General features: G+C 70.7%; 20 protein-coding genes. 10 read left to right on the top strand and 10 right to left on the bottom strand.

Annotated features, from left to right (window positions below):
* Window positions 1-16: 16 nt before the first annotated feature.
* Genes ACFZCY_RS09170 through ACFZCY_RS09160 form a run of 3 tightly spaced genes read right to left on the bottom strand, consistent with a single transcriptional unit; the run spans window position 17 to window position 2,721 of the window.
* Complete coding sequence (locus ACFZCY_RS09170) at window positions 17-778, bottom strand: ATP-binding cassette domain-containing protein (RefSeq protein ID WP_391170557.1); 762 nt, start codon at window positions 776-778, stop codon at window positions 17-19.
* A complete protein-coding gene (locus ACFZCY_RS09165; protein ID WP_391170554.1) occupies window positions 775-1,713 on the bottom strand; it encodes an ABC transporter permease subunit in 939 nt (312 codons plus the stop codon). The genes ACFZCY_RS09170 and ACFZCY_RS09165 overlap by 4 nt, the downstream gene beginning before the upstream one ends.
* Window positions 1,714-1,761: 48 nt before the next feature.
* A complete protein-coding gene (locus tag ACFZCY_RS09160; protein WP_391170552.1) occupies window positions 1,762-2,721 on the bottom strand; it encodes a transporter substrate-binding domain-containing protein in 960 nt (319 codons plus the stop codon).
* 514 nt (window positions 2,722-3,235) lie between these two features.
* Between ACFZCY_RS09160 and ACFZCY_RS09155 the strand changes: the two genes are divergently transcribed.
* From ACFZCY_RS09155 to ACFZCY_RS09145, 3 genes are all read left to right on the top strand, one after another.
* Window positions 3,236-4,468 (top strand): malic enzyme-like NAD(P)-binding protein, encoded by a 1,233-nt coding sequence (locus ACFZCY_RS09155; protein WP_391170550.1) that lies wholly within the window; start codon window positions 3,236-3,238, stop codon window positions 4,466-4,468.
* Window positions 4,469-4,602: 134 nt separating this feature from the next.
* Window positions 4,603-5,565, top strand: a complete 963-nt coding sequence (locus ACFZCY_RS09150) for a zinc-binding dehydrogenase (RefSeq protein WP_391170548.1) — start codon at window positions 4,603-4,605, stop codon at window positions 5,563-5,565.
* A gap of 170 nt (window positions 5,566-5,735) precedes the next feature.
* A complete protein-coding gene (locus tag ACFZCY_RS09145; RefSeq protein ID WP_391170546.1) occupies window positions 5,736-8,477 on the top strand; it encodes a hypothetical protein in 2,742 nt (913 codons plus the stop codon).
* On the opposite strand, the gene ACFZCY_RS09140 is transcribed toward ACFZCY_RS09145, so the two are convergent.
* From ACFZCY_RS09140 to ACFZCY_RS09130, 3 genes are read right to left on the bottom strand one after another with little or no spacing between them, the layout of a single operon-like run.
* The gene (locus ACFZCY_RS09140) at window positions 8,478-8,948 is read right to left on the bottom strand and encodes a TIGR03668 family PPOX class F420-dependent oxidoreductase (RefSeq protein WP_391170544.1); all 471 of its coding nucleotides are present in this window, start codon (window positions 8,946-8,948) and stop codon (window positions 8,478-8,480) included.
* 53 nt (window positions 8,949-9,001) lie between these two features.
* Entirely contained in the window at window positions 9,002-10,081 is a 1,080-nt protein-coding gene (locus ACFZCY_RS09135; RefSeq protein WP_391170542.1) for a helix-turn-helix transcriptional regulator, read from the bottom strand.
* Entirely contained in the window at window positions 10,081-11,025 is a 945-nt protein-coding gene (locus ACFZCY_RS09130; protein ID WP_391170540.1) for a DUF4097 family beta strand repeat-containing protein, read from the bottom strand. Before ACFZCY_RS09130 ends, ACFZCY_RS09135 begins: the two co-directional genes overlap by 1 nt.
* 254 nt (window positions 11,026-11,279) lie before the next feature.
* Here ACFZCY_RS09130 and ACFZCY_RS09125 point away from each other — a divergent pair, with 254 nt between their 5' ends.
* From ACFZCY_RS09125 to ACFZCY_RS09115, 3 genes are read left to right on the top strand one after another with little or no spacing between them, the layout of a single operon-like run.
* A complete protein-coding gene (locus ACFZCY_RS09125; protein WP_391170538.1) occupies window positions 11,280-14,099 on the top strand; it encodes an AMP-binding protein in 2,820 nt (939 codons plus the stop codon).
* Complete coding sequence (locus tag ACFZCY_RS09120) at window positions 14,096-15,064, top strand: NAD-dependent epimerase/dehydratase family protein (protein WP_391170536.1); 969 nt, start codon at window positions 14,096-14,098, stop codon at window positions 15,062-15,064. The genes ACFZCY_RS09125 and ACFZCY_RS09120 overlap by 4 nt, the downstream gene beginning before the upstream one ends.
* 15 nt (window positions 15,065-15,079) lie before the next feature.
* Window positions 15,080-15,529, top strand: a complete 450-nt coding sequence (locus ACFZCY_RS09115; protein ID WP_391170534.1) for a nuclear transport factor 2 family protein — start codon at window positions 15,080-15,082, stop codon at window positions 15,527-15,529.
* 101 nt (window positions 15,530-15,630) lie between these two features.
* Here the strand turns inward: ACFZCY_RS09115 and ACFZCY_RS09110 are convergent, their stop codons facing one another.
* Window positions 15,631-16,251, bottom strand: a complete 621-nt coding sequence (locus tag ACFZCY_RS09110; RefSeq protein WP_391170532.1) for a malonic semialdehyde reductase — start codon at window positions 16,249-16,251, stop codon at window positions 15,631-15,633.
* Window positions 16,252-16,403: 152 nt separating this feature from the next.
* Here ACFZCY_RS09110 and ACFZCY_RS09105 point away from each other — a divergent pair, with 152 nt between their 5' ends.
* Both ACFZCY_RS09105 and ACFZCY_RS09100 read left to right on the top strand, forming a co-directional pair.
* Window positions 16,404-17,066, top strand: a complete 663-nt coding sequence (locus ACFZCY_RS09105; RefSeq protein WP_391170530.1) for a TetR/AcrR family transcriptional regulator C-terminal domain-containing protein — start codon at window positions 16,404-16,406, stop codon at window positions 17,064-17,066.
* A gap of 20 nt (window positions 17,067-17,086) precedes the next feature.
* Window positions 17,087-17,902, top strand: a complete 816-nt coding sequence (locus tag ACFZCY_RS09100) for a BTAD domain-containing putative transcriptional regulator (RefSeq protein ID WP_391170528.1) — start codon at window positions 17,087-17,089, stop codon at window positions 17,900-17,902.
* Between the two features lie 16 nt (window positions 17,903-17,918).
* Here the strand turns inward: ACFZCY_RS09100 and ACFZCY_RS09095 are convergent, their stop codons facing one another.
* Window positions 17,919-18,518, bottom strand: coding sequence for a TetR family transcriptional regulator (locus ACFZCY_RS09095; protein ID WP_391170526.1), 600 nt, complete (start codon window positions 18,516-18,518; stop codon window positions 17,919-17,921).
* 107 nt (window positions 18,519-18,625) lie between these two features.
* Here ACFZCY_RS09095 and ACFZCY_RS09090 point away from each other — a divergent pair, with 107 nt between their 5' ends.
* On the top strand, window positions 18,626-19,363 hold the full coding sequence (locus ACFZCY_RS09090) for an SDR family oxidoreductase (RefSeq protein ID WP_391172083.1): 738 nt from the start codon (window positions 18,626-18,628) through the stop codon (window positions 19,361-19,363).
* 18 nt (window positions 19,364-19,381) lie between these two features.
* On the opposite strand, the gene ACFZCY_RS09085 is transcribed toward ACFZCY_RS09090, so the two are convergent.
* Both ACFZCY_RS09085 and ACFZCY_RS09080 read right to left on the bottom strand, forming a co-directional pair.
* A complete protein-coding gene (locus ACFZCY_RS09085) occupies window positions 19,382-19,564 on the bottom strand; it encodes a DUF6104 family protein (RefSeq protein ID WP_361476147.1) in 183 nt (60 codons plus the stop codon).
* A 63-nt stretch (window positions 19,565-19,627) separates the two neighbouring features.
* The gene (locus ACFZCY_RS09080; RefSeq protein WP_391170524.1) at window positions 19,628-20,926 is read right to left on the bottom strand and encodes an XRE family transcriptional regulator; all 1,299 of its coding nucleotides are present in this window, start codon (window positions 20,924-20,926) and stop codon (window positions 19,628-19,630) included.
* Window positions 20,927-21,190: 264 nt separating this feature from the next.
* On the opposite strand from ACFZCY_RS09080, the gene ACFZCY_RS09075 reads away from it, so the two are divergent.
* On the top strand, window positions 21,191-22,300 hold the full coding sequence (locus ACFZCY_RS09075) for a methyltransferase domain-containing protein (RefSeq protein WP_391170522.1): 1,110 nt from the start codon (window positions 21,191-21,193) through the stop codon (window positions 22,298-22,300).
* The last annotated feature ends 156 nt before the right edge of the window (window positions 22,301-22,456 follow it).

Here is a 22,456-nt window from a genome sequence, read left to right as displayed (position 1 = left end):
CCCTCGCCTCGTTTCCCTACAGCACCTTCGACAGGAACGACTTCGTCCGCTCGTGCTGCGGATTCGTCAGCACCTCACGCGGGAGTCCGGCCTCGACGACCACCCCGTCGTCCATGAAGACGACCGAGTCCCCGACCTCCCGGGCGAAGCCCATCTCGTGCGTGACGACGATCATCGTCATGCCGTCCTCGGCGAGTCCGCGCATCACATCGAGGACGTCGCCGACCAGCTCCGGGTCGAGCGCCGAGGTCGGCTCGTCGAAGAGCATCAGCTTCGGCTCCATGGCCAGCGCCCGCGCGATCGCGACCCGCTGCTGCTGGCCGCCGGAGAGCTGCGAGGGGTAGTTGCCCGCCTTGTCGGCGAGGCCCACCCGGTCCAGCAGCTTCCGCGCGCGCTCCCGGGCGACCGCCTTGGTCTCCCCCTTGACCTGCACCGGCGCCTCGATCACGTTCTCCAGCGCGGTCATGTGCGGGAAGAGGTTGAAGCGCTGGAAGACCATGCCGATGTCGCGGCGCTTGGCGGCGACCTCGCGGTCCTTGAGCTCGTAGAGCTTGTCGCCCTTCTGCCGGTAGCCGACCAGGTCGCCGTCCACGTACAGCCGCCCGGAGTTGATCTTCTCCAGGTGGTTGATGCAGCGCAGGAAGGTGGACTTCCCGGAGCCGGACGGGCCGATCAGACAGAACACCTCGCGGGGGGCGACCTCCAGGTCGATGCCCTTGAGGACCTGGACGGCGCCGAAGGACTTGTGGACGCCCTCGGCCTTCACCATGGCGTTCATGCGCTCGCACCTCCCTGGCGGTTGGAGCCGGACAGCAGGTTGATCCGGATGCGCTGCAGTGGCGTCGCGGGCAGGCTCCGGGTGGTGCCGCGCGCGTAGTAGCGCTCCAGGTAGTACTGGCCCACGCTCAGCACCGAGGTGAGGATCAGGTACCAGGCGGCGGCGAGGAACAGCATCTCCGCGGTGGCGCCGGAGTTCTGGCCGACCTCCGAGGTGGCCTGCAGCAGGTCCCAGTACTGGACGGCGATCACCAGCGAGGTGGTCTTGAGCATGTTGATGAACTCGTTGCCGGTCGGCGGCACGATCACCCGCATGGCCTGCGGCAGGACGACCCGGCGCAGGGTCTTGGCGTGGCTCATGCCCAGCGCCTGCGCGGCCTCGGTCTGGCCCTCGTCGACGGACTGGATGCCCGCCCGGCAGATCTCCGCCATGTACGCGGCCTCGTTCAGCCCGAGGCCCAGCAGGGCGGCCAGGAACGGGGTCATGAAGTCCGACCACTCGTCCTTGTAGATCGGCATGATGTTGATGTAGTGGAAGACCAGCCCCAGGTTGAACCACACCAGCAGCTGTACATAGACCGGGGTGCCGCGGAAGAACCAGATGTAGCCCCAGGCGATGGAGGACGTCACCGGGTTCTTCGAGAGCCGCATCACGGCCAGGACGATGCCGAGGGCCACCCCGAGCACCATCGACAGGATGGTGATCCAGATGGTGTTGCGGACGCCCTTGAGGACTTCGCCGTCGAAGAAGTAATCCGGGATGGCGGCCCAGTTCACATCGCCTTCGGCGAAGGCGTAGACGAGCGTCACCAGCAGCGCGATGGCGACGACCGCGGAGACCCAGCGGCCGTAGTGCCGCACCGGGATGGCCTTGATGTCCTCCGGCGCGGGAGACGGGGTGCCGACGGGCCCCGCCTTGTCGATCTTCGTTGTCACGGATGAGTGCCTTTCAGCGCGAGCACGCGAGCGGGAGGTCGGCCGGGGTCACTTGCCGCCGTTGATGATCGCCTTGGCGACCGCGCCGTCCTTGACGCCCCACTTCGCGACGATCTTGTCGTATTCGCCGTTCGCGATGAGGAGGGCGAGCCCCTGCTGGAGGGCGTCGCGCAGCTCGGTGTTGTCCTTGGAGACGGCGATGCCGTACGGGGCGGCTTCCACCTGGTCGCCGACCAGCTGGAAGTCCTTGCCGCCGCCGGAGGTCTTCACCGCGTACGCGGCGACGGGGAAGTCGCTGGCCCCCGCCGCGGCGCCCCCGCCGCGCAGCCGGGTCTGGGCCTCGGTGTCATTGCCGTACGCCTCGACCGCGACCTTCTTCTTGCCGCTCTTCTCGCACTTCTTCGACTCCGCCTTGGCCAGGTCGTGCGAGACGGTGCCGCGCTGCACGACGATCTTCTTGCCGCAGAGGTCGTCCCAGGACTTGATGCCCTGGTCGTCGCCCTTCTTGGTGTAGATCGAGACACCGGCGGTCAGATAGTCGACGAAGTCGACGCCCTCACCGGCCTTCTTGCCGGTGTCGGGGTCGACGCCCTGCTGACGGCCCTTGTTGTCCGTCATGGCCGACATGGCGATGTCGTAGCGCTGCGAGCGCAGACCGGACAGCAGGGTGTCGAACGTGGCGTTGTTGAACTCGAACCTGACGCCGAGCACCTTGCCGAGCGCGTCCGCCAGGTCCGGGTCGAGCCCCATGACCTTGCCGTTCTTCTTGAACTCGACCGGCGGGTAGTTGATGTCGGAGCCGACCTTGACCACACCCGCGTCCTGGATCTTCTTCGGCAGCTTGCTGAAGAGCGGTCCCTCGGCGGCGTTGCCGGAGCCTCCCGTCTTCGCCTTGTCGGTCTGGTCGCCACAGCCCGTCAGCAGCAGGGCGCCCACGGCCACGACGGCGCCGACAGCGACCGTCCGGGACTTCGGGGTGACCCGGCGACGCGTGAAGCTGGCGGTCATGCTGGTTCCTCCGGCGGGGTGAAGGGATGTCCGAGGCTCGGGAACACGCGTGTGGGTGTCGCGATCTCGTGTGATTGGGGCATCTTGCCATCCGGACGGGCACGCTCGGGCGGCGATCCATGTCAAAATCGGATAACGGGCGATCCCCGTGGTGCACAGGAAACGGACACCGGGCTGTACAGCCCAGGTGCGGGGAGCGGTACGAAATTGTGATCATGCGGCGAATGACGCGTGACAGCAGCATGCATATTCGAGGCTGCTTCGACCGCTTCCGACGGTTATGAGAAGTTTCCGAACACCACCACTACGGAAGCCGTTCGTTCTGGGTGCACGCTTCCGGTAGAACAGACGGCTACACCCCTCATCCGGGGCTCAGGGCGCGAGTGCGACGCGTCCGGCGTCCGTATCTGATTCCGCGTGGCAGGCATCTGCCGCGCGGCACCGGACGCGGTGCCCGCCCGCTCCCAACCTGGGGCGGTTACCCTCGACAGAAAAACGACAAAGGGGTCAAAAAGTGGCAGCGGAGATGGTGAATCCTCGCAGCGACAACGCAAACGACAGCGGCGAAGGAGCCGACGGAGTGACCGACGGAGAGCCCTTCGATCCCGCTTTCGCGCTGCACCGGGGCGGCAAGATGGCCGTCCAGGCGACCGTGCCCGTGCGCGACCGGGACGATCTGTCCCTCGCCTACACGCCGGGCGTCGCGAAGGTCTGCAGCGCGATCGCCGAGCAGCCCGAACTCGTCCATGACTACACCTGGAAGTCCCAGGTCGTGGCCGTGGTGACGGACGGCAGCGCGGTCCTCGGGCTCGGCGACATCGGCCCGGAGGCGTCCCTGCCGGTGATGGAGGGCAAGGCGATCCTCTTCAAGCAGTTCGGCGGCGTGGACGCGGTGCCCATCGCGCTCGACTGCCGGGATGTGGACGAGATCGTCGAGACCGTCGTCCGGCTCGCGCCCTCGTTCGGCGGCGTCAATCTGGAGGACATCTCCGCGCCCCGCTGCTTCGAGATCGAGCGCAAGCTCCAGGAGCGCGTCGACATCCCGATCTTCCACGACGACCAGCACGGCACGGCGGTCGTCACCCTGGCCGCGCTGCGCAACGCGGCCAAGCTGACCGACCGCGCGCTCGGCCAGCTGCGCGCCGTCATCTCCGGCGCGGGCGCCGCCGGTGTGGCCATCGCCCGGATCCTCACCGAGGCGGGCATCGGAGACGTCGCGGTCTGTGACCGCAAGGGCGTCGTCTCCCCGGACCGTGACGACCTCACCGAGGTCAAGCGCGAGCTGGCCGGCTTCACCAACAAGGCGGGACTCACCGGTTCGCTGGAGACCGCGCTGGACGGCGCCGACGTCTTCATCGGCGTCAGCGGCGGCACGGTGCCGGAGGAGGCGGTGGCGAAGATGGCGCCCGGCGCCTTCATCTTCGCCATGGCCAACCCCAACCCGGAGATCCACCCCGAGGTCGCGCACCAGCACGCGGCCGTGGTCGCCACCGGGCGCAGCGACTTCCCGAACCAGATCAACAACGTGCTCGCCTTCCCCGGCATCTTCGCCGGTGCCCTCCAGGTCCGGGCCTCCCGGATCACCGAGGGCATGAAGCTCGCCGCCGCCGAGGCCCTGGCCTCCGTCGTGGCCGACGAGCTGAGCGCGGACAAGGTCATCCCGTCGCCGTTCGACGAGCGGGTCGCCCCGGCCGTGACCGCGGCCGTGGCCGCCGCCGCCCGCGCGGAGGGCGTGGCGCGCCGCTGAGTCCTCGCTGACCGGCGTAACGGGGCCGGGCCGTCCAGGGGGGCGGCCCGGCCCCGCTTTTTCGCGGGCGGGGCGGTGTGACTCACATCGCGGCGTGGTTCCGTCGTCTCCCGCCGCGCCTTATGGTCGGGATCATGTTCGCTGCCTACGCCGCACGTATCGACCGCGACCAGCCGCTCAGCGGCCTCGAACTGGGCGAGCGCCCCGAGCCGGAGGCGCGGCCCGGCTGGACGACCGTCAGCGTCAAGGCCGCCTCGCTCAACCACCACGACCTGTGGTCGCTGCGCGGGGTCGGACTCGGCGAGGAGGCGCTGCCGATGATCCTCGGCTGTGACGCCGCCGGGGTCGACCAGGACGGCAACGAGGTCGTCCTCCACTCGGTCATCGGCCAGAGCGGCCACGGCGTCGGACCGCATGAGCCCCGCACCATCCTCACCGAGCGCTATCAGGGCACCTTCGCGGAGAAGGTCACCGTCCCCACCTGGAACCTGCTGCCCAAGCCCAAGGAGCTGTCCTTCGAGGAGGCCGCGTGCCTCCCGACGGCCTGGCTGACCGCCTACCGCATGCTGTTCACCAACGCGGGCGTACGGCCCGGCGACAGCGTGCTGGTGCAGGGCGCGGGCGGCGGCGTGGCCACCGCCGCGATCGTGCTGGGTGCCGCCGCCGGGTTGCGGATGGTCGCCACGAGCCGGGACGAGGCCAAGCGCAAGCGCGCGGTCGAACTCGGCGCCGAGGGGGCGTACGAGCCGGGGGAGCGGCTGCCGCGGCGGGTGGACGCCGTGATCGAGACGGTCGGCGCCGCGACCTGGTCGCATTCGGTGAAGTCCCTCAAGCCCGGTGGAACGCTCGTCATCTCAGGCGCCACCAGCGGCCCCAACCCGCAGGCCACCGAGCTGAACAGGATCTTCTTCCTGGAGCTGAAGGTCGTCGGGTCGACGATGGGCGGCAAGGACGAGCTGGAGGACCTGCTGAGCTTCTGCGCGGCGCGGGGGGTGCGGCCGGTGATCGACTCGGTGCTGCCGCTGGACCGGGCGCGGGAGGGGTTCGAGAAGATGGCGGGCGGCGATCTGTTCGGCAAGGTCGTGCTGACGGTCTGACGGTCTGACGGTCGTGGTGATCATGGCGGTCTGACCGGCGGTCATATCTGGCACAGATTGCACTCCTGTTCGATCTGTCACGGTCGAGAGTGACGACTTGCCATCACTCTCGGTAAAGGGTCTGGTGCTCTCCGGAGTGGGCGCGGATAATCGTGCCGGGGGGATGCAACATGACTGCTTCAGTACCGCCGTTGCCGAAAATCGAGTTGCTGATCGACGCGCTGGAACAGCTGGTCACTCTGCCGCCGGGCCATCGCGGCCCGGCCCCGCAGATCCTGCTCACCCAGCTGACCGAGGGGCCCGAGGCCGGGCGGGTCGCCGACGGCCTGTGCGCGCGCTTCAGCGCGGGCGGCCGCGCCCGCGTTCCGTTCGCCCAGGTGGCGGGCGAGGCCGAGGCCCCGCGCCAGGAGCATGTGGGGGTCGCCTTCCAGAAGATCGAGGAGGAGCTGCTGCGCAACCGGCCCGGCGGCTTCGGCAGACTGAGACTGCCCCAGTTCCGGCTGATGCGCGGCATCGTCGAGACCGACCTCGCCGGATGCCTGCCCGGCACCCAGGCCACGGAGCTGCGCAACCGGAGCTACGAGGCGCGCTGCGCCGACTCGGTCATCCTGCGCGCCCTGCAGGCCGTGAGCGGCGGGGAGGTGCCGCCGCCGACCATCCCGGGCACCGCCTGGTACTGGCTGCGCAGGCCGCTGTTCGGCCTGTTTCCGCGCTGGTGGTACGGGCGGCGCCATGGCCGCCGGATGACCCGCAAGGGCAGCTGGTACCGCAGCTGGGCCGAACTGCCCGAGGGCGGGCCCGGCTTCTTCGCCGACGCCTGTCGGCTGACCGTGGGCGCGCCCGGCGCCGCGCGGCGCGAGCCGATCGTCGATGTGCTGCTGCGGGCGCTGCTCGCCGACCTCGAGCGGGCCTTCCGCCACCCCCGGCTCTCGCCCTGGGGGCGGCGCCGCCGCCATCGCGTCGTGCTCGTCTTCCCGCAGCCGCCGGCCATCGGCGACGACACCGGCCGCCTGCTGGAGCAGTTCCCCCAGGCGGTCGAGGAGACGGGATGCACCGGAGTGATGCTGCTGGCCGCGGTGAGCCCGGGCCGGGAGCGCACGGAGAGCTTCGCCGAGGCCGCCATCACGCTGAAGTCCTGGATCGGGACCACCGGCGCGGGCGGGGCCCGGGTGGTCCGGGTGGGCGTGGAGCCGCATGCGGACGACGAGGACGCGGCCCGCTGGCTCGGCCGCTATCCGGAGATCGCCGTCGGCAGCAGCCGTTCCGACGCGGCGCCGCGGGTGGAGGCCGCCGTCGCGGCGGTGGCGGGCGTCACCGTGCTCGGGCTGCTCGGCGGGTACGGCGTGGCCGTGGTGACGGCGAGCAGCGACACCGCCTGCCTCGGCGGCAGCGGCGCGTCGGCGGCCCCGGCCGCGTCCGGGGCCGGTGGTGACGGCGGCGGGCGGAGCCGCCCACCGGACCGGAGTCCGCGGGCCGTCTATGGCGATGCGGTGGACGCCATCACCCGGGAGAACGGGCGAGCCGACAAAGCGGCCCGGTCGGGTGACACGGTGCGGACGGTCGGCTATCTGGGGGTGCCGGTGACCGCCGACGACTGGGGCGAGGTCATGTACAGCGGCGCCATCCCCGAAGTGCGCGGCATCGCGCTGGCCCAGGAGGAGATCAACGAACAGGCCGATCAGCAGAAGAGCAGCAAGGTCTGGCTGAAGGTCCGGCTGATGGACGCGGGAGAGGGCTTCTCCCGGGCCCCCGAGGCGGCCAAGGCACTCGCGAAGGAGATCAAGGCCGCCGAGCGCGCCGGGCAGGGCGAGCAGTTCCTGGGCGTCGTCGGCCTCGGCCAGAGCCGCCCGGGCACGCTGCGCGCCCGGAACATCCTCGCCGGGGCCGGGCTGCCCATGATCGGCACAGCGGCGACCGCCGAGGAGATGCAGCGCTCGCCGATGTACCGGCAGGTCGCCCCCGACAACCGCCGGGAGGCGCGCGTCGCGGCGGACTTCGCGCGGCACGCCAATATCGTGCAGACCGCGCCCGGGACCTGCGCCCCCGCCAAGAGGGCGGTGGTGATCGGGGATCCGACCGACATCTACAGCGCGAATCTGAGCGACCGGTTCGCCGAGGAATTCCAGGACGTCCACCGCATCTGGTATCCGATCCAGCGGCCCTCCGCCGCGCCGCCCGCGGAGCGCAAGGGCCAAGGGGACGAATGGGTCTCCCACACCTCCCAGATGGCCGACAGCATCTGCCGGAGGCTCAAGGAGGAACCCCGCACGGTGGTGTACTGGGCGGCCCGCGCCCATGAATTCGAGAACTTCCTCGACGACTTCGACGGCCGTACCGGCTGCAACGGTCAATCGACCGTGCTCGGCGGCAACGACCTCGACAACGCGGTGGTCGAGCAGCAGCGCCCCAGCGAGAAGCACCCCAGGCTGCGGCTGTACTACGCGGCGCAGGGCCTGGCGAAGGACAGCTCGCCCAATGTGAAGGGCGACGACTTCCGCCGGAGGTACGCCGCCGCCTATGGGAGCGACCTGTGGAGCAATGACGCCCGGGTGCCGCTCGCCTCGGACGCGCTCGGTGTGCTGTCCGAGGGGATCAACGCGGCGTACCAGAGCGCGGGCACGGCGCCCTTCGGGCGGGGCGGGGTGCAGTCGGCGCTGGAGCAAGGGGTGGGCGGAGCGGAGGGGCTGCGAGGGGCCACCGGTTCGCTGATCTTCGGCAAGGGAGACAAGACGCCCGTCAACAAGCGGCTGCTCATCCTGCACGACACCAGGGGCACCTCGCCGGAGATCGCGCTGGAGTGCGGCATACGGGACAGCGGCGACGAGGCGAAGACCTGGGGGCCGAGCGGCGCGTTCGACTGCCCGCGCGACCAGGACGAAGACGGTGAAGGGGGCGGAGGGGGAGAGGACTGATCAGCGGGCCGCCGGTTCCTCGGCGAAGGCCCAGCCCGACCAGCGGGTGACCTCGATGGCGATCACCGGTCCGCGCGGCGGCCGGCCGGCGTACTGGGGGTACTTCTCCACCAGCCGTCGCACCGGGTCCGCCCGTTCGGCCGCCGCCTCGGCCGGAACGATCCGCGCCCGGCCGTCGGCCCGCACCCACCACAGCTGCCGCCAGTCCTCGTCGTAGTGGTCGACCAGGAGGGAGACCGCCGGGTTGGTCTGGATGTTGCGCAGCCGCTTCAGGTCCTGGTGCCGCTTGGGCTTGTGGTCCACGGCGGTGACCACGGTGTCCAAGCGGTCCGCGTCGTCCGTGCCGTCCGGGGCGGTGAGCGCGAAGGTGGCGGGCACGAGGTGCGGCCGGCCGCCCTCGTCGGTGGTGGCCAGCCGCAGCACCCGGGCGCGAGCGAAGCGCCGCCGCGCCTCGGGGGTCTCCAGTCGCATACCGGCGAGGCTACTGCGGCGCCTCGTCCCGCCGCCGGACGCGCGCCCGGGGCCTACTCCTTGCCCGGGCCGCGCAGCCGACCGGTGATCCGGGCCGCCGTCTCCGCCAGCCGGCGGCGGGCGTCGGTCAGTTGGGCATCGGTCACCCCGTGGTCCCGGGCGGCGTCGCGGATGTCGTCGCGGAAGCGGTCGAGCAGCCGGTCCAGATCGCGGGCGGGGTTGTCCGACGGGGTGAACTCCGCGGCCCAGGCAGGCTCGGCCGGTGCGCCGCCGACGTCACCGTCACCGCCGCCACCGTCGCCGCCGCCGTGCTGAGCGGCGCCGGGCGCCGGTTCCGGTGCGTCCGCGTGCGGGGCGGTGGTCTTCGTCCCCTCGCCCGGACCCGTCCACCCCGGCGGGAACACGCCCTGCCGGGAGATCCGGCTCATGCTGCGCGACACCTCGCCGAGCCCGTCCCGTACCGCCCGCTGCCAGTCGCCCGCCCGGATGTGCTCCTGCGTCTGCTCCTGGACGCGCCGGGCGACCCGCTGGACCTCTTCGAGCGCGAACTCCTGGGCGTCCTTGGCCTGCTTACGGGCGCGCTGGGCGTCCTGCCGGGCGCGGCGGCTCTCCTCCTTCGCGCGGCGGGCCTGCTCCTTCCACTCCTCCTTGGCGCGCCGCATCTCCTCCTTCGCCTGCCGCCAGCTCTCGCCGCCGTCCCAGGGGCCGTCCCAGGGACCGTGTGTGCCCGCGCCGCCTTCGGAGGTGCGGGCCTGCTGGGCGGCCTCCCGCATCTCCCGCCGCAGGTCGTCGGCGGAGCCGCGGACGTCCTCGCGGATCTCGGCGGCGAGTTCGGCCATCGATTCGCGGATCTCCAGCTCCAGGTCGGCCAGTTCGCCACTGCGGTCGGCGAGTTCGGCGCGTCCGGCGTCGGTGATGGAGTAGACCTTGCGGCCGCCTTCGGTGGTGTGGGTGACCAGGCCTTCGGCCTCCAGCTTGGCCAGGCGCGGGTAGACGGTGCCCGCGGAGGGCGCGTACAGCCCCTGGAAGCGCTCCTCCAGCAGCCGGATGACCTCGTAGCCGTGGCGCGGGGCCTCGTCGAGCAGCCTGAGCAGGTACAGGCGGAGTCGGCCGTGGGCGAATACGGGGGGCATCAGAGGACCTTTCCCTGCGGGCCGCCGGTGGTGCTGGAGCTGTCGGTGGTGGCCGGGCTTCCCGCCGTGCTGTCGGTGCCACCGCCGGGCGGCCCGTCGCGGAAGCCGTCGCCGTCCCCGTCCCCCTCGATGGGCGGGCGCCGCAACAGCGCTATCGCGCCGGAGACGGTGGTGGCCTTGAGGCTGCCCCGGCCCGCGCCCAGGTTCCCGGTGATCCGCTTGGCGCCCCACTGGCCGGTGACCCGCAGATCCTCGAAGGCGTTGGAGACGGGCCCGCTCGCGGTGTTGGCCTCGATCCTGGCGTCGGCGGGGTGCGGCAGCCGGATGGCGATCTCACCGGAGACGGTGGTGAGGCTGATGTCCGCGCGCTCCGCGCTCGGGGCGAGGTCGAGCACCATGTTGCCGCTGACGGAGTCGGCCTTGACGACCGGGCCCGAGCCCTCGATGACGGTGAGGTCGCCGGAGACGGAGTTGAAGCGCAGATCGCCGGTGACGGCCTGGGCCTCGACCCGGCCGGAGACGGTGTCCGCGCGCACCGGGCCGGTCAGCCCGACGAGGGTGGCGTCGCCCGATACGCCGCGCACATCCGTCCGGCCGCCCAGCCCGGAGGCGACGGCGGAGGCGTTGACGACCCCGATCGAGGCGGCGGCGGAGGTGGGCACGGCGAGGGTGACGTGGGCGGTGCGGTGGTAGCCCTTGCGGTCGAGCCATGTGAGCAGGCCCTTCCACGGGAGGTCGTCATACGCGACGCTCAGGGTTCCGTCCCGCAGGGTCACCTTCAGCGGTGGGCCCTCGATGTCGGAGAGTTCCAGCCGGGCGGGGCCGCCGTCGGTCCCGACCACGTTGACCGTGCCGTCCACGATGCGTACGTGGAGCGCGGAGACGGGCTCGTCGAAGGTGAGCTTCTGTGGTTCGCCGAACGACCACTCTGACCGGGCTGACATCCCTGGCCTCCCTGGCTGGATGCGGTCACGCAACATATCGCGTCTGACTACACACGATATATCGCGGATCGCTGGAGTCAAGCCCGTCCCGGGCCGGGGCGAGGCGCCTCGGCCCGGATGCCTTTACCGCGCGGAGGTATCCGGATTTCCGCTAGAGCATCGCTAGAGCGCTGGTGGAGCGTCATGGAGTACGAATGTTCGAGACTGTTACCTTCGTGCCCCCAGAATCGGGAAGAAAGAGGGCAGTGAAGGTAATGGCGTCACAACCCTTCAAATACTCGGTATCAAACGATTCTCAGGATCTGCGCTCTGTCGCCCAGTTACTCTTGCGGGCAGCCCACCATCACCCCGATTCCGGGGTACGTTACGTGACGGCCGAGGCGGGGCGCGCCGCAACACGCCAGACGTATCCGGAACTTCTGCGGTCCTCGCGTCAACTCCTCACCCCGCTCCGCGAGTACGGGCTGCGGCCGGGCGACAAGGTGGCCCTGCTGCTGGAGGATCAGCGGGAATTCCTGACGGTCTTCTGGGCCTGTCTGCTGGGCGGGTTCGTACCCTGCCCGATGGTGCCGATCCCCGGCGACCCGGCCCGCTGGGCCGCCCAGCTTTCCCACGTCGGCCGGCTTCTGGACCGTCCGCTGCTGGTCACCACCGAGGCGATGGGCGCCGAGCTGCCCGATGTGCCCGGGCTCGCCGTGGCCACGGTGGAGCGCCTGCGGGACGCGGACAGCGCGCCCGCGGCGGGCGGCGGGGCGCCGGCCGAGGCGCATATCGCCGCACCGGAGGATCTTGCCCTGCTGGTGCTGACCTCCGGTTCCACCGGGAATTCCAAAGCGGTCATGCTCACCCATGGAAACATTCTCGCGTCCATGTCCGGAAAGGCCGGAAAGCAGCAACTCACGGACGCCGATACCACCTTCAACTGGATTTCCTACGACCATGTCGCCGCGCTTCTGGAAGCGCATATGCTGCCGTTGTACGTCGGCGCCGAACAACTGCATGCGGAGGCGTCGGTCGTCCTCGAGGAGCCGCTGAATTTTCTCCGTATCATCTCCCGCCACAAGGTCACGATGACCTTCACTCCGAATTTCCTCCTCGGCCCGCTGAACGCATCGGTCCGGGAGCTGTCCGAGGAGATATCGGCGGGCGGTGAAGGGCTCGACCTCGGCTCGCTGCGGCATATCGTGAGCGGCGGCGAGGCCAATGTCGTCGCCACCGGCGAGGCGTTCCTCGCCCACTACGCCCCGTACGGACTGCGGGCCTCCGCCCTCTGGCCCGCCTTCGGGATGACCGAGACCTGCGCGGGGTCCATCTACAACCGTGCCTTTCCCGTCACCGACGTGGGCCAGGAGTTCGCCAACCTCGGCACCCCCGTCGAGGGGCTGAGCATCCGGGTCGCCGACGACGACCACCGGCCGCTGCCCCCGGGCGAGGTCGGGGAACTCCAGCTCAGCGGGCCGATGATCACCGGCGGCTACTACAACGACGAGGCCGCCACCAAGGAGGCCTTCACCCCCGACGGCTGGTTCCGCAGCGGCGACCTCGGCCGCATCGACGACGGCCGGCTGACCCTCGTCGGACGCAGCAAGGACAGCATCATCGTCAACGGCGTCAACTACTTCAGCCATGAGATGGAGGCCGCGCTGGAGCAGCTCGACGGGGTGGCGGGCGGCTACGTCGCGGCGTTCCCCACCCGCCGCCCGGGCAGCGACACCGAGCAGCTGGTGATCGCCCTCCACCCCGAACTCGCGGACGACGACGAGCCCGGACTCCACCGTCTGATCACCGCCGTGCGCTCCACCGTGGTGATCCACTGGGGCTTCCGGCCGTCGCTCATCCTGCCGTTGCCCCGGGAGGCGTTCCCCAAGACCAGCCTGGGCAAGACGCTGCGCCGGCGGATGCGGAGGCGGCTGGAGTCCGGCGGCTTCGACGAGGTCATCGAGCGGGTGGCGGAACTGACCACCCGGCGGCTGGGCGGCCACACCCCGCCGGAGGGCGAGACGGAACGGATCCTCGCCGGGATCTACGCCGAGATGTTCGACACCGCCCCGGAGCGGATCAGCGCGACGGCGAGCTTCTTCGACCTCGGCGGCACCTCACTGGACATCCTGCGGCTGCGGCACCAGGTCACCCGGCGGCTCGGGGTGGCGGATCTGCCGATCATCACCGTGCTCACCTCGCCCTCGGTGCGGCAGCTCGCCGCCCGGCTGACCGGGGGCGGCGCGCCCGCGCCCGAGGCGTACGACCCGATCGTGCCGCTGCAGACGGGCGGCGCGAAGACCCCGCTGTTCTGTGTGCACCCGGGCGTCGGTGAGGTCCTGGTCTTCGTCAACCTCGCCAAGTACTTCGTCGGCGACCGGCCGTTCTACGCGCTGCGCGCCCGCGGGTTCAACGAGGGGGAGAAGCCCTTCGAAAGCTTCCAGGAGATGGTGGACTGCTACGTGCGGGCGATCCGCGCCCGGCAGCCGCACGGCCCGTACGCGGTCGCCGGGTATTCGTACGGCGGCGCCGTGGCCTTCGAGATCGCCAAGGCGCTGGAGGCGGAGGGCGAGCGCGTCGACTTCACCGGCAGCTTCAACCTGCCGCCGCACATCAAGTACCGCATGGACGAACTCGACTTCATCGAGACCGCCGTCAATCTGGCCTTCTTCCTCGACCTGATCAACAAGAAGCAGTCCCTCGACCTCCCGGACGAGCTGCGCGCCCTGCCCCAGCGGGAACAGCTCGCACACCTGCTGGGGATCGCCCCACAGCGCCGGCTGGCCGAACTCGACCTGGACATGGACAAGTTCACCGCCTGGGCGGAGCTGGCCCACGGGCTCACCGGCCTGGGCCGCACCTACCAGCCCAGCGGCACCACCCGCTCCATGACGGTCTTCTACGCCATCCCGCTGCGCGGCACCAAGGAGGACTGGCTGAACAACGAACTCCGCAGATGGGACGAGCACACCACGGAGCCGAACCGGTATGTCGACGTCCCCGGTGAGCACTACACCCTCATGGGTCCCCAGCATGTTGCGGCCTTCCAGGCCATCCTCCGCAAGGAGCTGGACCGCGCGCTGGGCGACGGATGACCCGGACCACGGAAGAGGAGAAGAGCACGGTGGAAGGCAAGAAGATCCTGATCACCGGCGCCACCGGGCAGGTCGCCCGGCCGGTGGCGGAGGCCCTGGCGGCGGACAACGAGGTGTGGTGCCTGGGCCGGTTCGGCACCCCCGGCGTCGAGGAGGAGCTGCGCGCGCGGGGCATCACCACCTTCCGCTGGGACATGAACGACCTCGGGGAGTCGGGCTACGAGGGGCTGCCGGACGACTTCACCCATGTCTTCCACTCTGCGGTGCGGCGCGGCGAGGACGGCGACTTCAACGCCACGGCCGAGGTCAACTCCATCGCCTGCGGACGGCTGATGACCCACTGCCGTACCGCCGAGTCGTTCCTGTTCGTCTCGACCGGCGCGCTCTACAAGCGGCAGACCCTCGACCATCCGTACGCCGAGAACGACCCCGTCGACGGCGTGGCCGACTGGCTGCCCTGCTACCCCGTGGGCAAGATCGCCGCCGAGGGCGCGGTGCGGGCCTTCGCCGGGGTGCTGAACCTGCCGACCACCATCGCCCGGCTCAACATCGCGTACGGCCCCGGCGGCTACGGCGGGGTGCCGATGCTGTACTTCAATCGGATGCTCGCGGGCGAGCCCATCCCGGTGCCTGTCGAGGGCCAGAACTGGTGCTCGCTGCTTCACACCGACGACCTGGTCGCCCAGGTGCCCGCGCTGTGGGCGGCCGCGGCGTCCCCCGCCACCCTGGTCAACTGGGGCGGCGACGAACCGGTCGGGATGACCGATCTGGTGCGGTACCTGGAGGAGCTGAGCGGGATAGAGGCGCGGCTCGTACCGAGTGAGGTGACGCGGGAGACGTACCAGTTCGCCCCCACGCGCCGCCGGGAGATCACCGGCCCCTGCCGGGTGCCGTGGCGCGAGGGCGTACGCCGCACGCTGCAGGCCCTCCACCCCGAGCACATCAAGCCGATTTACGCCGCCTGAGGAGAGACGAAGACCGTGGCATCACGCAACATCGAGGCCATCCGCGCCGCCTACGCGGGGTTCCGGGACCGCGACGTCGAGGGGATCCTGTCGGCCATGCACCCGGACGTCGAGTGGGTCCACCCGGCCGGGATGGCGAAGTACGGCCTCGGCGGCACCAAGCTGGGCCACGCGGGGATCAAGGAGTTCCTGGCGCATGTGCCGAGCGTGCTGGGCGGGATGAGGCTCGCGCCGCAGGAGTTCATCGAGCAGGGCGACCGGGTCGTGGTGTTCGGCACCCGGGAGGTGACGTCGCGCGGCGGCAGAACCACCACCCTGGACTTCGTCCACTCGTGGACGATGCGGGACGGCCGGGCGACGAGGATGGAGGACATCTTCGACACCGTGGCCTTCCACGACCTGATCGAAGCCGACGTGAGCGACGCTGACGTGAGCGAAGGCCGACCTGATCGAAAGCTGACGTGACCGAAAGCTGACACCGGCCATCGGCGCAGACCCCCAGGCCGCCCGTCCCCGTTGCCGCGAGGACGGGCGACCCGCCTGTGGGGGCCAGGGGTCGGGACCGGTCAGACGGTGGTGACGACCTCGTCGTACTCCAGCCGCGGCAGACGTCCCATCCAGGAGTCCGGCCCCGGCTTGCCGATGTTGACGACGCAGACCGCCTGGTGGCGGCCGTCGCCGAAGAACTCCTTGGAGACGGCGACGGGGTCGAAGCCGGTCATGGGCCCGGCCGCGAGCCCGGCGGCGCGCACGCCCAGGATGAAGTAGCCCACCTGCAGCGCCGTGTTGAACTTCGCCGACGCCTCCCGGAAGCCCGGCTCCGCGAAGATGGCCTGCGGGTTCTCGATGAACGGGACGAGCTTCGGCAGCTCCTCGTGGAAGTCCAGGTCCGCGGCGAGGATCGCCACCAGCGGCGCCTTCGCGGTCTTCTCCTGGTTCATTCCCATCATGTGCGGCACGAGCCGGCCGCGGGCCTCCTCCGAGCGCACGATGACGATGCGCAGCGGCTGCTGGTTCATCGAGGTGGGCGCGTACTTCACCAGCTCGTAGATGGCGCGGACCTGTTCCTCGGTCACCGGCTCGTCGGTGAAGGTGTTGGCCGTACGGGCCTCCAGGAACAGCTGGTTCTGCGCCTCCGGCGCGAGGGTGAGGTGCCGCAGGGCATCGCTGTTCTCCGGTGTGCTCATCGAGCTCTCTCCTCATGACTCGTGCACGGTGCGTGGACGCGTACGCGATGGTGAATTAAATGGACTGGACGGCCTAGTCCACCATGGTGAGGGAAGGCTAGACTCACAGGTCCATCAAGGCAAGACCGGCTCGGAGCGAGGAGGTTGGACCGTTGCGGACGGACAACGGTCCGCGGCGCGGCGCCGCGGGACGGCCGGCGGGGCCGCAGCCCGCCAAGCGCCAGGCGATACTGGAGGCGGCCGTCGCCGTCTTCCTGCGCGAGGGCTACACCCGGGCCGGCGTCGACGTCATCGCGGACCGGGCGCGGGTCTCCAAGCAGACCGTCTACAACCACTTCGGCGACAAGGAACGGCTGTTCCTCGCCGCCGTCGACGGTGAACGGGAGCGGGTCGCCGCAGGCTTCGCGCCCGACTCGCTGCGCACCCCCTCCGCGGAGGACGACGAGGCGGACGTCCACGCGGCCCTCACCGCCTTCGGTCACCGCGTCCTCGACGTACTCCTCGACGAACGCGCCTCCGCGCTGCGCCGCCTGGTCATCGCCGAAGTCGCCCGCCACCCCGCGCTGCGCCCCGCCTGCGCCGAGGGCGAGCCCCAGCAACTGGTGAAGTACCTGGCCGAGATGCTCGGCCGCCGCACCGACCGGGGCGAGCTGGACGTCCCCGATCCCGCCTCCGCCGCCCAGCAGTTCGTGGCCCTCGTCGTCCAGCAGGGCCTGTACCAGTCGATGTACGGCACCCGCCCCATCGCCGCCGTCGACGCCACGGCCATCTGCGAGAAGGCCGCCGACCTGATTGTCCGCGCGTACCGCACATGACGTGCGAGGAGGTGGCACCCATGCGTGCGAACGTTCTCGGACCGCTGACCCTGCGCCACGGCGCTCTGTCCGGAGTCCCCAGCGCGATGAAACCGCGCAAAGTCCTGTCCCTGCTGCTCCTCAACGACGGCCGCATGGTGCCGGTGCAGTCGCTGATGGCCGAGCTGTGGGGGGATCAGCCGCCGCGTACCGGGCTCACCACCCTGCAGACGTACATCCTGCACCTGCGCAAACTGCTCGCCCAGGTGCTCGGCACGTCCTCCGCCACGGTCACCAGCGACGTCCTGCAGACCAGGCCCGGCGGCTACGCGTTAGTGGTGCGCCCCGGCCAGCTCGACGTCCACGACTACCGCACCCTCGTCGCCCGGGCCGAATGCGCCCTGGAGGTCGGCGACGAACGGTCCGCCGACACCGCCTTCCGGCAGGCCCTCACCCTCTGGCAGGGCCCCGCCCTGGTCGACGTCTCCCCGCACGGCCGCCCGCTGCAGGCCGAGGTCGCCCGGCTGGAACAGTCCCGGCTCACCGTCATCGAGCGCGGCATCGAGACCCGGCTGCGGCTCGGCGGCCATCTGGAAGTGCTGAGCGACCTCGCCTCGCTCGTCGTCGAACACCGCTTCCACGAGGGGCTGCACAGCCAGTACATGCTGGCCCTCCACCGCTCCGGCCAGCGCACCCGCGCCCTCGGCGTCTACCACCGGCTGCGCATGACCATGACCGAGGAACTGGGTCTGGAGCCGTCCGCCAAGCTCCAGCGCCTCCAGCAGGCCGTCCTGGTCTCCGACCCCCGCCTCGACCACGAAGCGGGCGCCCCGGGCCGCGGCCCGGTGGTCGCGTAACGGCTACGCCTTCCGGCTACGCCTCGGGCTCCCAGGGCAGCCGGGTCAGGGCCAGCTCCGCGAGCCGTTCCAGATCGGCGCGGGAGGCGCCGTACGCGGCCTGCACCGCGATCCCCTCGGTGAGGGCGAGGACGTAGCGCGCCGCGTCCCGCGGCTCGACGTTGCCGGGCAGATCGCCGGACCGGCGGGCGTCGGCGAAGCGCTCGGTCAGCATGACCTCCCCCGCCTGACGGCGGGTGCGCACCTCCGCCTTCGCCTCGCTCCCCGCGTCCCCGGTGGCCAGCGCGCCGTGGACCATCAGGCACCCGGCCGGGGTGTCGGCGCCGGTCGTGGCCTCGACCGCGCCCGTCAGCCACCGGCGCACGACCTCCCGCACGGTGCCGGCCTCCAGGGCCTTCGGGCCGTACGCGAAGACCGTGCGGGCGTAGTGGTCGACGACCTGCCCGAACAGGCCCGCCTTCGAGCCGAAGGCGCCGTAGATGCTGCCCGGCTTGAGGCCGGTGGCGGCGGACAGATCCGCCATCGTGGCGCCCTCGTACCCCTTGGCCCAGAAGACGCCGAGCGCCGCCGACAGGGCTTCCTCGGCGTCGAACTCGCGGGGTCGTCCCTTCGCCATGCCGGGGCCTCCTGGTTTTTTAGCGTGCGTTCAAGATAACAGTTGCCGCGGTGGCGGCGGGCGTGACATCTTGAACGGGCATTCAAGAAAACGAGCAGGAGGACATGATGTCGCTACAGGGCAAGGTCGCGCTCGTCACGGGCGGTTCGCGGGGAATCGGCGAGGGCATCGCGCGCCGTCTCGCCCGGGAGGGCGCCGCGGTCGCGGTCAGCTACAACGCCTCCGCGGACCGCGCGGAGGCCCTGGTGAAGGAGATCGTCGCGGACGGAGGGCAGGCGCTGGCCGTGCGGGCCGACGCCGCGGACCGCACGTCCCTCCGTACGGCCGTCACGGAGGTCGCCGACCGGCTCGGGCGCCTCGACATCCTGGTCAACAACGCGGGAGTCGCCGCCATGCGGCCGATCGAGGACCTGACCGACGCGGACTACGACCACGTCGCCGCCGTGAACCTGCGCGCCGTCTTCACCGCCACCCAGGAGGCCCTGCGCCATATCGGCGACGGCGGCCGCATCATCACGATCGGCAGCATCAACGCCGACCGCGTCCCCTTCGCCGGCGGCAGCCTCTACGCGCTGACCAAGGCGGGCGTGGCGGGCTTCACCCGCGCTCTGGCCCGCGAGGTCGGCGGCCGCGGAATCACCGTCAACACCGTCCAGCCCGGCCCCGTCGACACCGACATGAACCCGGCCGACGGCCCGTGGGCGGCGTCCGCCCTCCCCCACCTCGCGGTGGGCCGCTACGGTACGGCCGACGAGGTGGCCGGGCTCGTCGCCCATCTGGCGGGCCCCGACGCCGCGTACATCACCGGCGCCACCCTCGACGTCGACGGGGGCTACGCGGCCTGAGGCCGCCCGCACTCCTCGTCAGATGTCGTCGTCCTCGTCCTCGAGCCGGGCCAGCCAGGTCGCCAGCCGCTCCACCGGAACCTCGAAGTCCGGGTTCAGGTCGACGAACGTCCGCAGCTGCTCGGCGAGCCACTCGAACGTGACCTCCTCCTCGCCGCGTCGCTGCGCCAGCTCCTCGATGCCGCGGTCGGTGAAGTACAAGGGTCGCTCCGGGGTGGGTGTGGTGGATCTACCGGCCCAGGATATGCGTCCCGCGGCGACCGCTCAGCCGTAGCTGCCCAGTGCGTCGATCAGGCCCCGCGCCTGGGGCGCCGCGCGCCGGAGGAGGAGCGCGGCGGTGGTGTGCAACTCGTTCCAGGCGTGGGGTCGGCCCACGTCCGAGGCGTCGGCCGTGCAACCGAGCGCGGTGTGCGCGGCCGCGTCGGCGTGCCCGGCCGCGGCGAGCGCGTGTGCGAGGCACGCGCCGTACCAGGACCGATCGCGCCGGTACTGGGTGGGAAGTGCGCCGACTCCAGTGCGCAGCAGATCAACGGCGGTGTCCCAGCGGCGCAGATGCATCTCGGCCATGCCGCGCTGGAGGGTGAACCAGTTCTCACCGTAGAAGTACATCCACGGCGGCTCGTCCTCCGGTCGCTCGGCGGCGCGGGCGATGAGTTGTTGTGCCTCGTCAAGGAGGCGATGGGCCGCGTCGGCCTCGCCGCGCAGCGCGTATCCGCGAGCCTCCATCTGGGCGGCCATGCCCTGGACACCCAGTGAGGTCTTGGGGGATGCCCGGCGGGCGGCGTGCGCCAGCCGGGCGCAGCGGTCGCTGTCACCCGCCGACCAGGCCAGGTGTGCCTTCATGCTGAGCGTCGTGGCCGCCATGTCGGCATCGGCCGCTTCCATGGCCCATTCGTGAGAACGGTCGTACCAGGCCAGAGCAGCCGATGAGTTCCCCTGGTCCTGCGCCATCCAGGCGAGGAATTGCGCGTGCTCGGAGGCGAGCCGTACGACACGGGTGGCCAAACCGCTCGAGGCCGCGGGATGGAGGCCGACCACCGTACTCAACTGCTGGCGCATGATCCCGACGAGTGGGCGAGAGCCGATGTCGTCCTCGGCCTTGCGGTGCTCGGCGAGGAGCCGGTCGAGCCAGTCGAGGGTCGCGCTGTCGGCGCGGATGGTGCCACGCACGGTCTTCGTCAACCGGTCGAGCAGATCGGGATCCGGGGCGGGGGAAGGCAGTTCGAGCGAGGCGATGGGAGTCGCTTCGTCAGCCTCCGCTCGCGGCTGGTCGCTTTCCCATGGGCGGGGGCTGAGGCCCACCAGGTGTCCTGGGATGCGTAATGCGTCGGCGATCTGGGTGATTTTTTCGTACGTCGTGATCGAACCCTCGCCCCGGGCCAACTTGCCCACGCGTTCGGGCTTGATGTCGCAGGCATCCGCGATCTTCGAGAAGCTGATCCCGCCCCATTGCCGGACCAGTGTGAAGACGGCCCCGAAATCATGGCGCTCCAGAGCCCTCCGTACGTCGGATCGGTCGAGGACGTGGGGAGGAAGCGCGGCGGGTGAGAGGTAGCTGGACATGTGATTCCCAAGTTTCGGTGACGACAGGGGGATATCAACAGTCTCAAGCCGGATTGTACCCATCATGGGGATACTCCTGATGGGGAATCGGGGCCTTCCCTGCAGCGGCACGCTGGTCACACGGGGCAATCGAAGGGTAACCAACTCCATGGGCAATCACGGGAAGCCGTCGGCGCCGAACCCGCAACCTCAGCCGCCGTCGCCACGGGACAGCGATGGCCAGCATCCGGATGTGTCGAAGCCTGGAGGTGGGACGCACCGGAAATGAGCCCCGATGAGTTGCGGGCACAGGCCGCCGAGGCGCTCGACGGCCTGGAGGGGTTCGCCGAGCCGTGGATGCGGGAGGCTTTCCTCAAGGTGCCGCGTCATGCATTCGTCCCCGACATGGTGTGGATCTGGCGGGACGATGCCTATCGCCCGCTGTGTGCCGCCAATGACCGCGGAGCATGGGCCGCGTTGGTGCACGATCCGCTGGCGTCCGTCGTCACCCAGGTCGACGACGGGGCGGCCGAAACCGAAGGTGTGCTGCCCACCAGTTCCATCAGCGCGCCCGACGCCGTGTTCACCATGCTCGCCGCCGCCGACGTGCGCCCCGGCATGCGGGCGTTGGAGATCGGCACCGGCACGGGATACAACGCCGCCCTGCTGTGCGAGCGCGCCGGTGCAGCAAATGTGACGTCCGTGGAGGTCGACGCAGGGCTCGCGGAGGCGGCCACCCGGCGGCTCGCCGAGGCCGGGTACCACCCCCGCGTGGTGGTCGCGGACGGCGAGGGCGGCTGGCCGCCCGACGCCCCGTACGACCGGGTGCTGTGCACGGCTTCCCTCCATCGCGTCCCCTTCGCCTGGGTGGAGCAGACTCGCCCCGGCGGGCTCATCGTCACCCCGTGGAAGACGACGCTGCAGCCGCATGGGATGGTGCGCCTGTGCGTCTCGGATGACGGCGCTTCGGCTAGCGGCCACTTCGGGCAGCCCATGTCGTTCATGGATCTGCGTGGCCAGCGCCGGCCGGACAATCCGCTCTGCGAGGTGTACACCCCCGTCTCCTGGGAGGAGAGCCGCGACAGCCGGACCGACCTCGACCTGTCCTTCCTGGACATCGACTTCCACGCCCGTTTCGCCCTCGGGCTTCTGCTGCCCGGCGTCCACTGGGACGGCGACGGATGGCTCGCCACCGCCGACTCCTGGGCGTATGTGCGGGAGGGCGGTGTGTACCAATGGGGGCCCCGTGACCTGTTCAACGAACTGGAGCGGGCGTATCGGTGGTGGCTGGAGGCCGGTTCGCCGGAGCTGTACGACTTCGGCCTCACCGTCACCGCCGGCGGCCAGGCCGCCTGGCTCGGCGATCCCGGCGCGGTCATTCCACCGTCCGGCTGAGGAGCCAGGACACCACCGCCCGCACGGCGCCGGTGAGGGCGGCGGCGGTCAGGGTGAGGAGGGTGGTGGGGCGGCGGTTCGGCATCGTTGACCTGCTTTCGTGAGACCGGCGAGGGCGCCGGGCGGTACGTTCACGATGTGTGGGGTCCGGGGTGT

This window comes from Streptomyces sp. NPDC007983 (assembly GCF_042958345.1).
GTDB lineage: Bacteria > Actinomycetota > Actinomycetes > Streptomycetales > Streptomycetaceae > Streptomyces.
This window is presented reverse-complemented; position numbering and strand designations above follow the sequence as displayed.

What these genes read in the sequence shown, in the direction of transcription:
- ACFZCY_RS09170 (WP_391170557.1), bottom strand. Translation starts at nt 778, where the DNA reads ATGAACGCCATGGTGAAGGCCGAGGGCGTCCACAAGTCCTTCGGCGCC.
- ACFZCY_RS09095 (WP_391170526.1), bottom strand. Translation starts at nt 18,518, where the DNA reads ATGGCGAAGGGACGACCCCGCGAGTTCGACGCCGAGGAAGCCCTGTCG.
- ACFZCY_RS09150 (WP_391170548.1), top strand. Translation starts at nt 4,603, where the DNA reads ATGTTCGCTGCCTACGCCGCACGTATCGACCGCGACCAGCCGCTCAGC.
- ACFZCY_RS09090 (WP_391172083.1), top strand. Translation starts at nt 18,626, where the DNA reads ATGTCGCTACAGGGCAAGGTCGCGCTCGTCACGGGCGGTTCGCGGGGA.
- ACFZCY_RS09145 (WP_391170546.1), top strand. Translation starts at nt 5,736, where the DNA reads ATGACTGCTTCAGTACCGCCGTTGCCGAAAATCGAGTTGCTGATCGAC.
- ACFZCY_RS09075 (WP_391170522.1), top strand. Translation starts at nt 21,191, where the DNA reads ATGAGCCCCGATGAGTTGCGGGCACAGGCCGCCGAGGCGCTCGACGGC.
- ACFZCY_RS09120 (WP_391170536.1), top strand. Translation starts at nt 14,096, where the DNA reads ATGACCCGGACCACGGAAGAGGAGAAGAGCACGGTGGAAGGCAAGAAG.
- ACFZCY_RS09100 (WP_391170528.1), top strand. Translation starts at nt 17,087, where the DNA reads ATGCGTGCGAACGTTCTCGGACCGCTGACCCTGCGCCACGGCGCTCTG.
- ACFZCY_RS09135 (WP_391170542.1), bottom strand. Translation starts at nt 10,081, where the DNA reads ATGCCCCCCGTATTCGCCCACGGCCGACTCCGCCTGTACCTGCTCAGG.
- ACFZCY_RS09130 (WP_391170540.1), bottom strand. Translation starts at nt 11,025, where the DNA reads ATGTCAGCCCGGTCAGAGTGGTCGTTCGGCGAACCACAGAAGCTCACC.
- ACFZCY_RS09080 (WP_391170524.1), bottom strand. Translation starts at nt 20,926, where the DNA reads ATGTCCAGCTACCTCTCACCCGCCGCGCTTCCTCCCCACGTCCTCGAC.
- ACFZCY_RS09125 (WP_391170538.1), top strand. Translation starts at nt 11,280, where the DNA reads ATGGCGTCACAACCCTTCAAATACTCGGTATCAAACGATTCTCAGGAT.
- ACFZCY_RS09160 (WP_391170552.1), bottom strand. Translation starts at nt 2,721, where the DNA reads ATGACCGCCAGCTTCACGCGTCGCCGGGTCACCCCGAAGTCCCGGACG.
- ACFZCY_RS09140 (WP_391170544.1), bottom strand. Translation starts at nt 8,948, where the DNA reads ATGCGACTGGAGACCCCCGAGGCGCGGCGGCGCTTCGCTCGCGCCCGG.
- ACFZCY_RS09110 (WP_391170532.1), bottom strand. Translation starts at nt 16,251, where the DNA reads ATGAGCACACCGGAGAACAGCGATGCCCTGCGGCACCTCACCCTCGCG.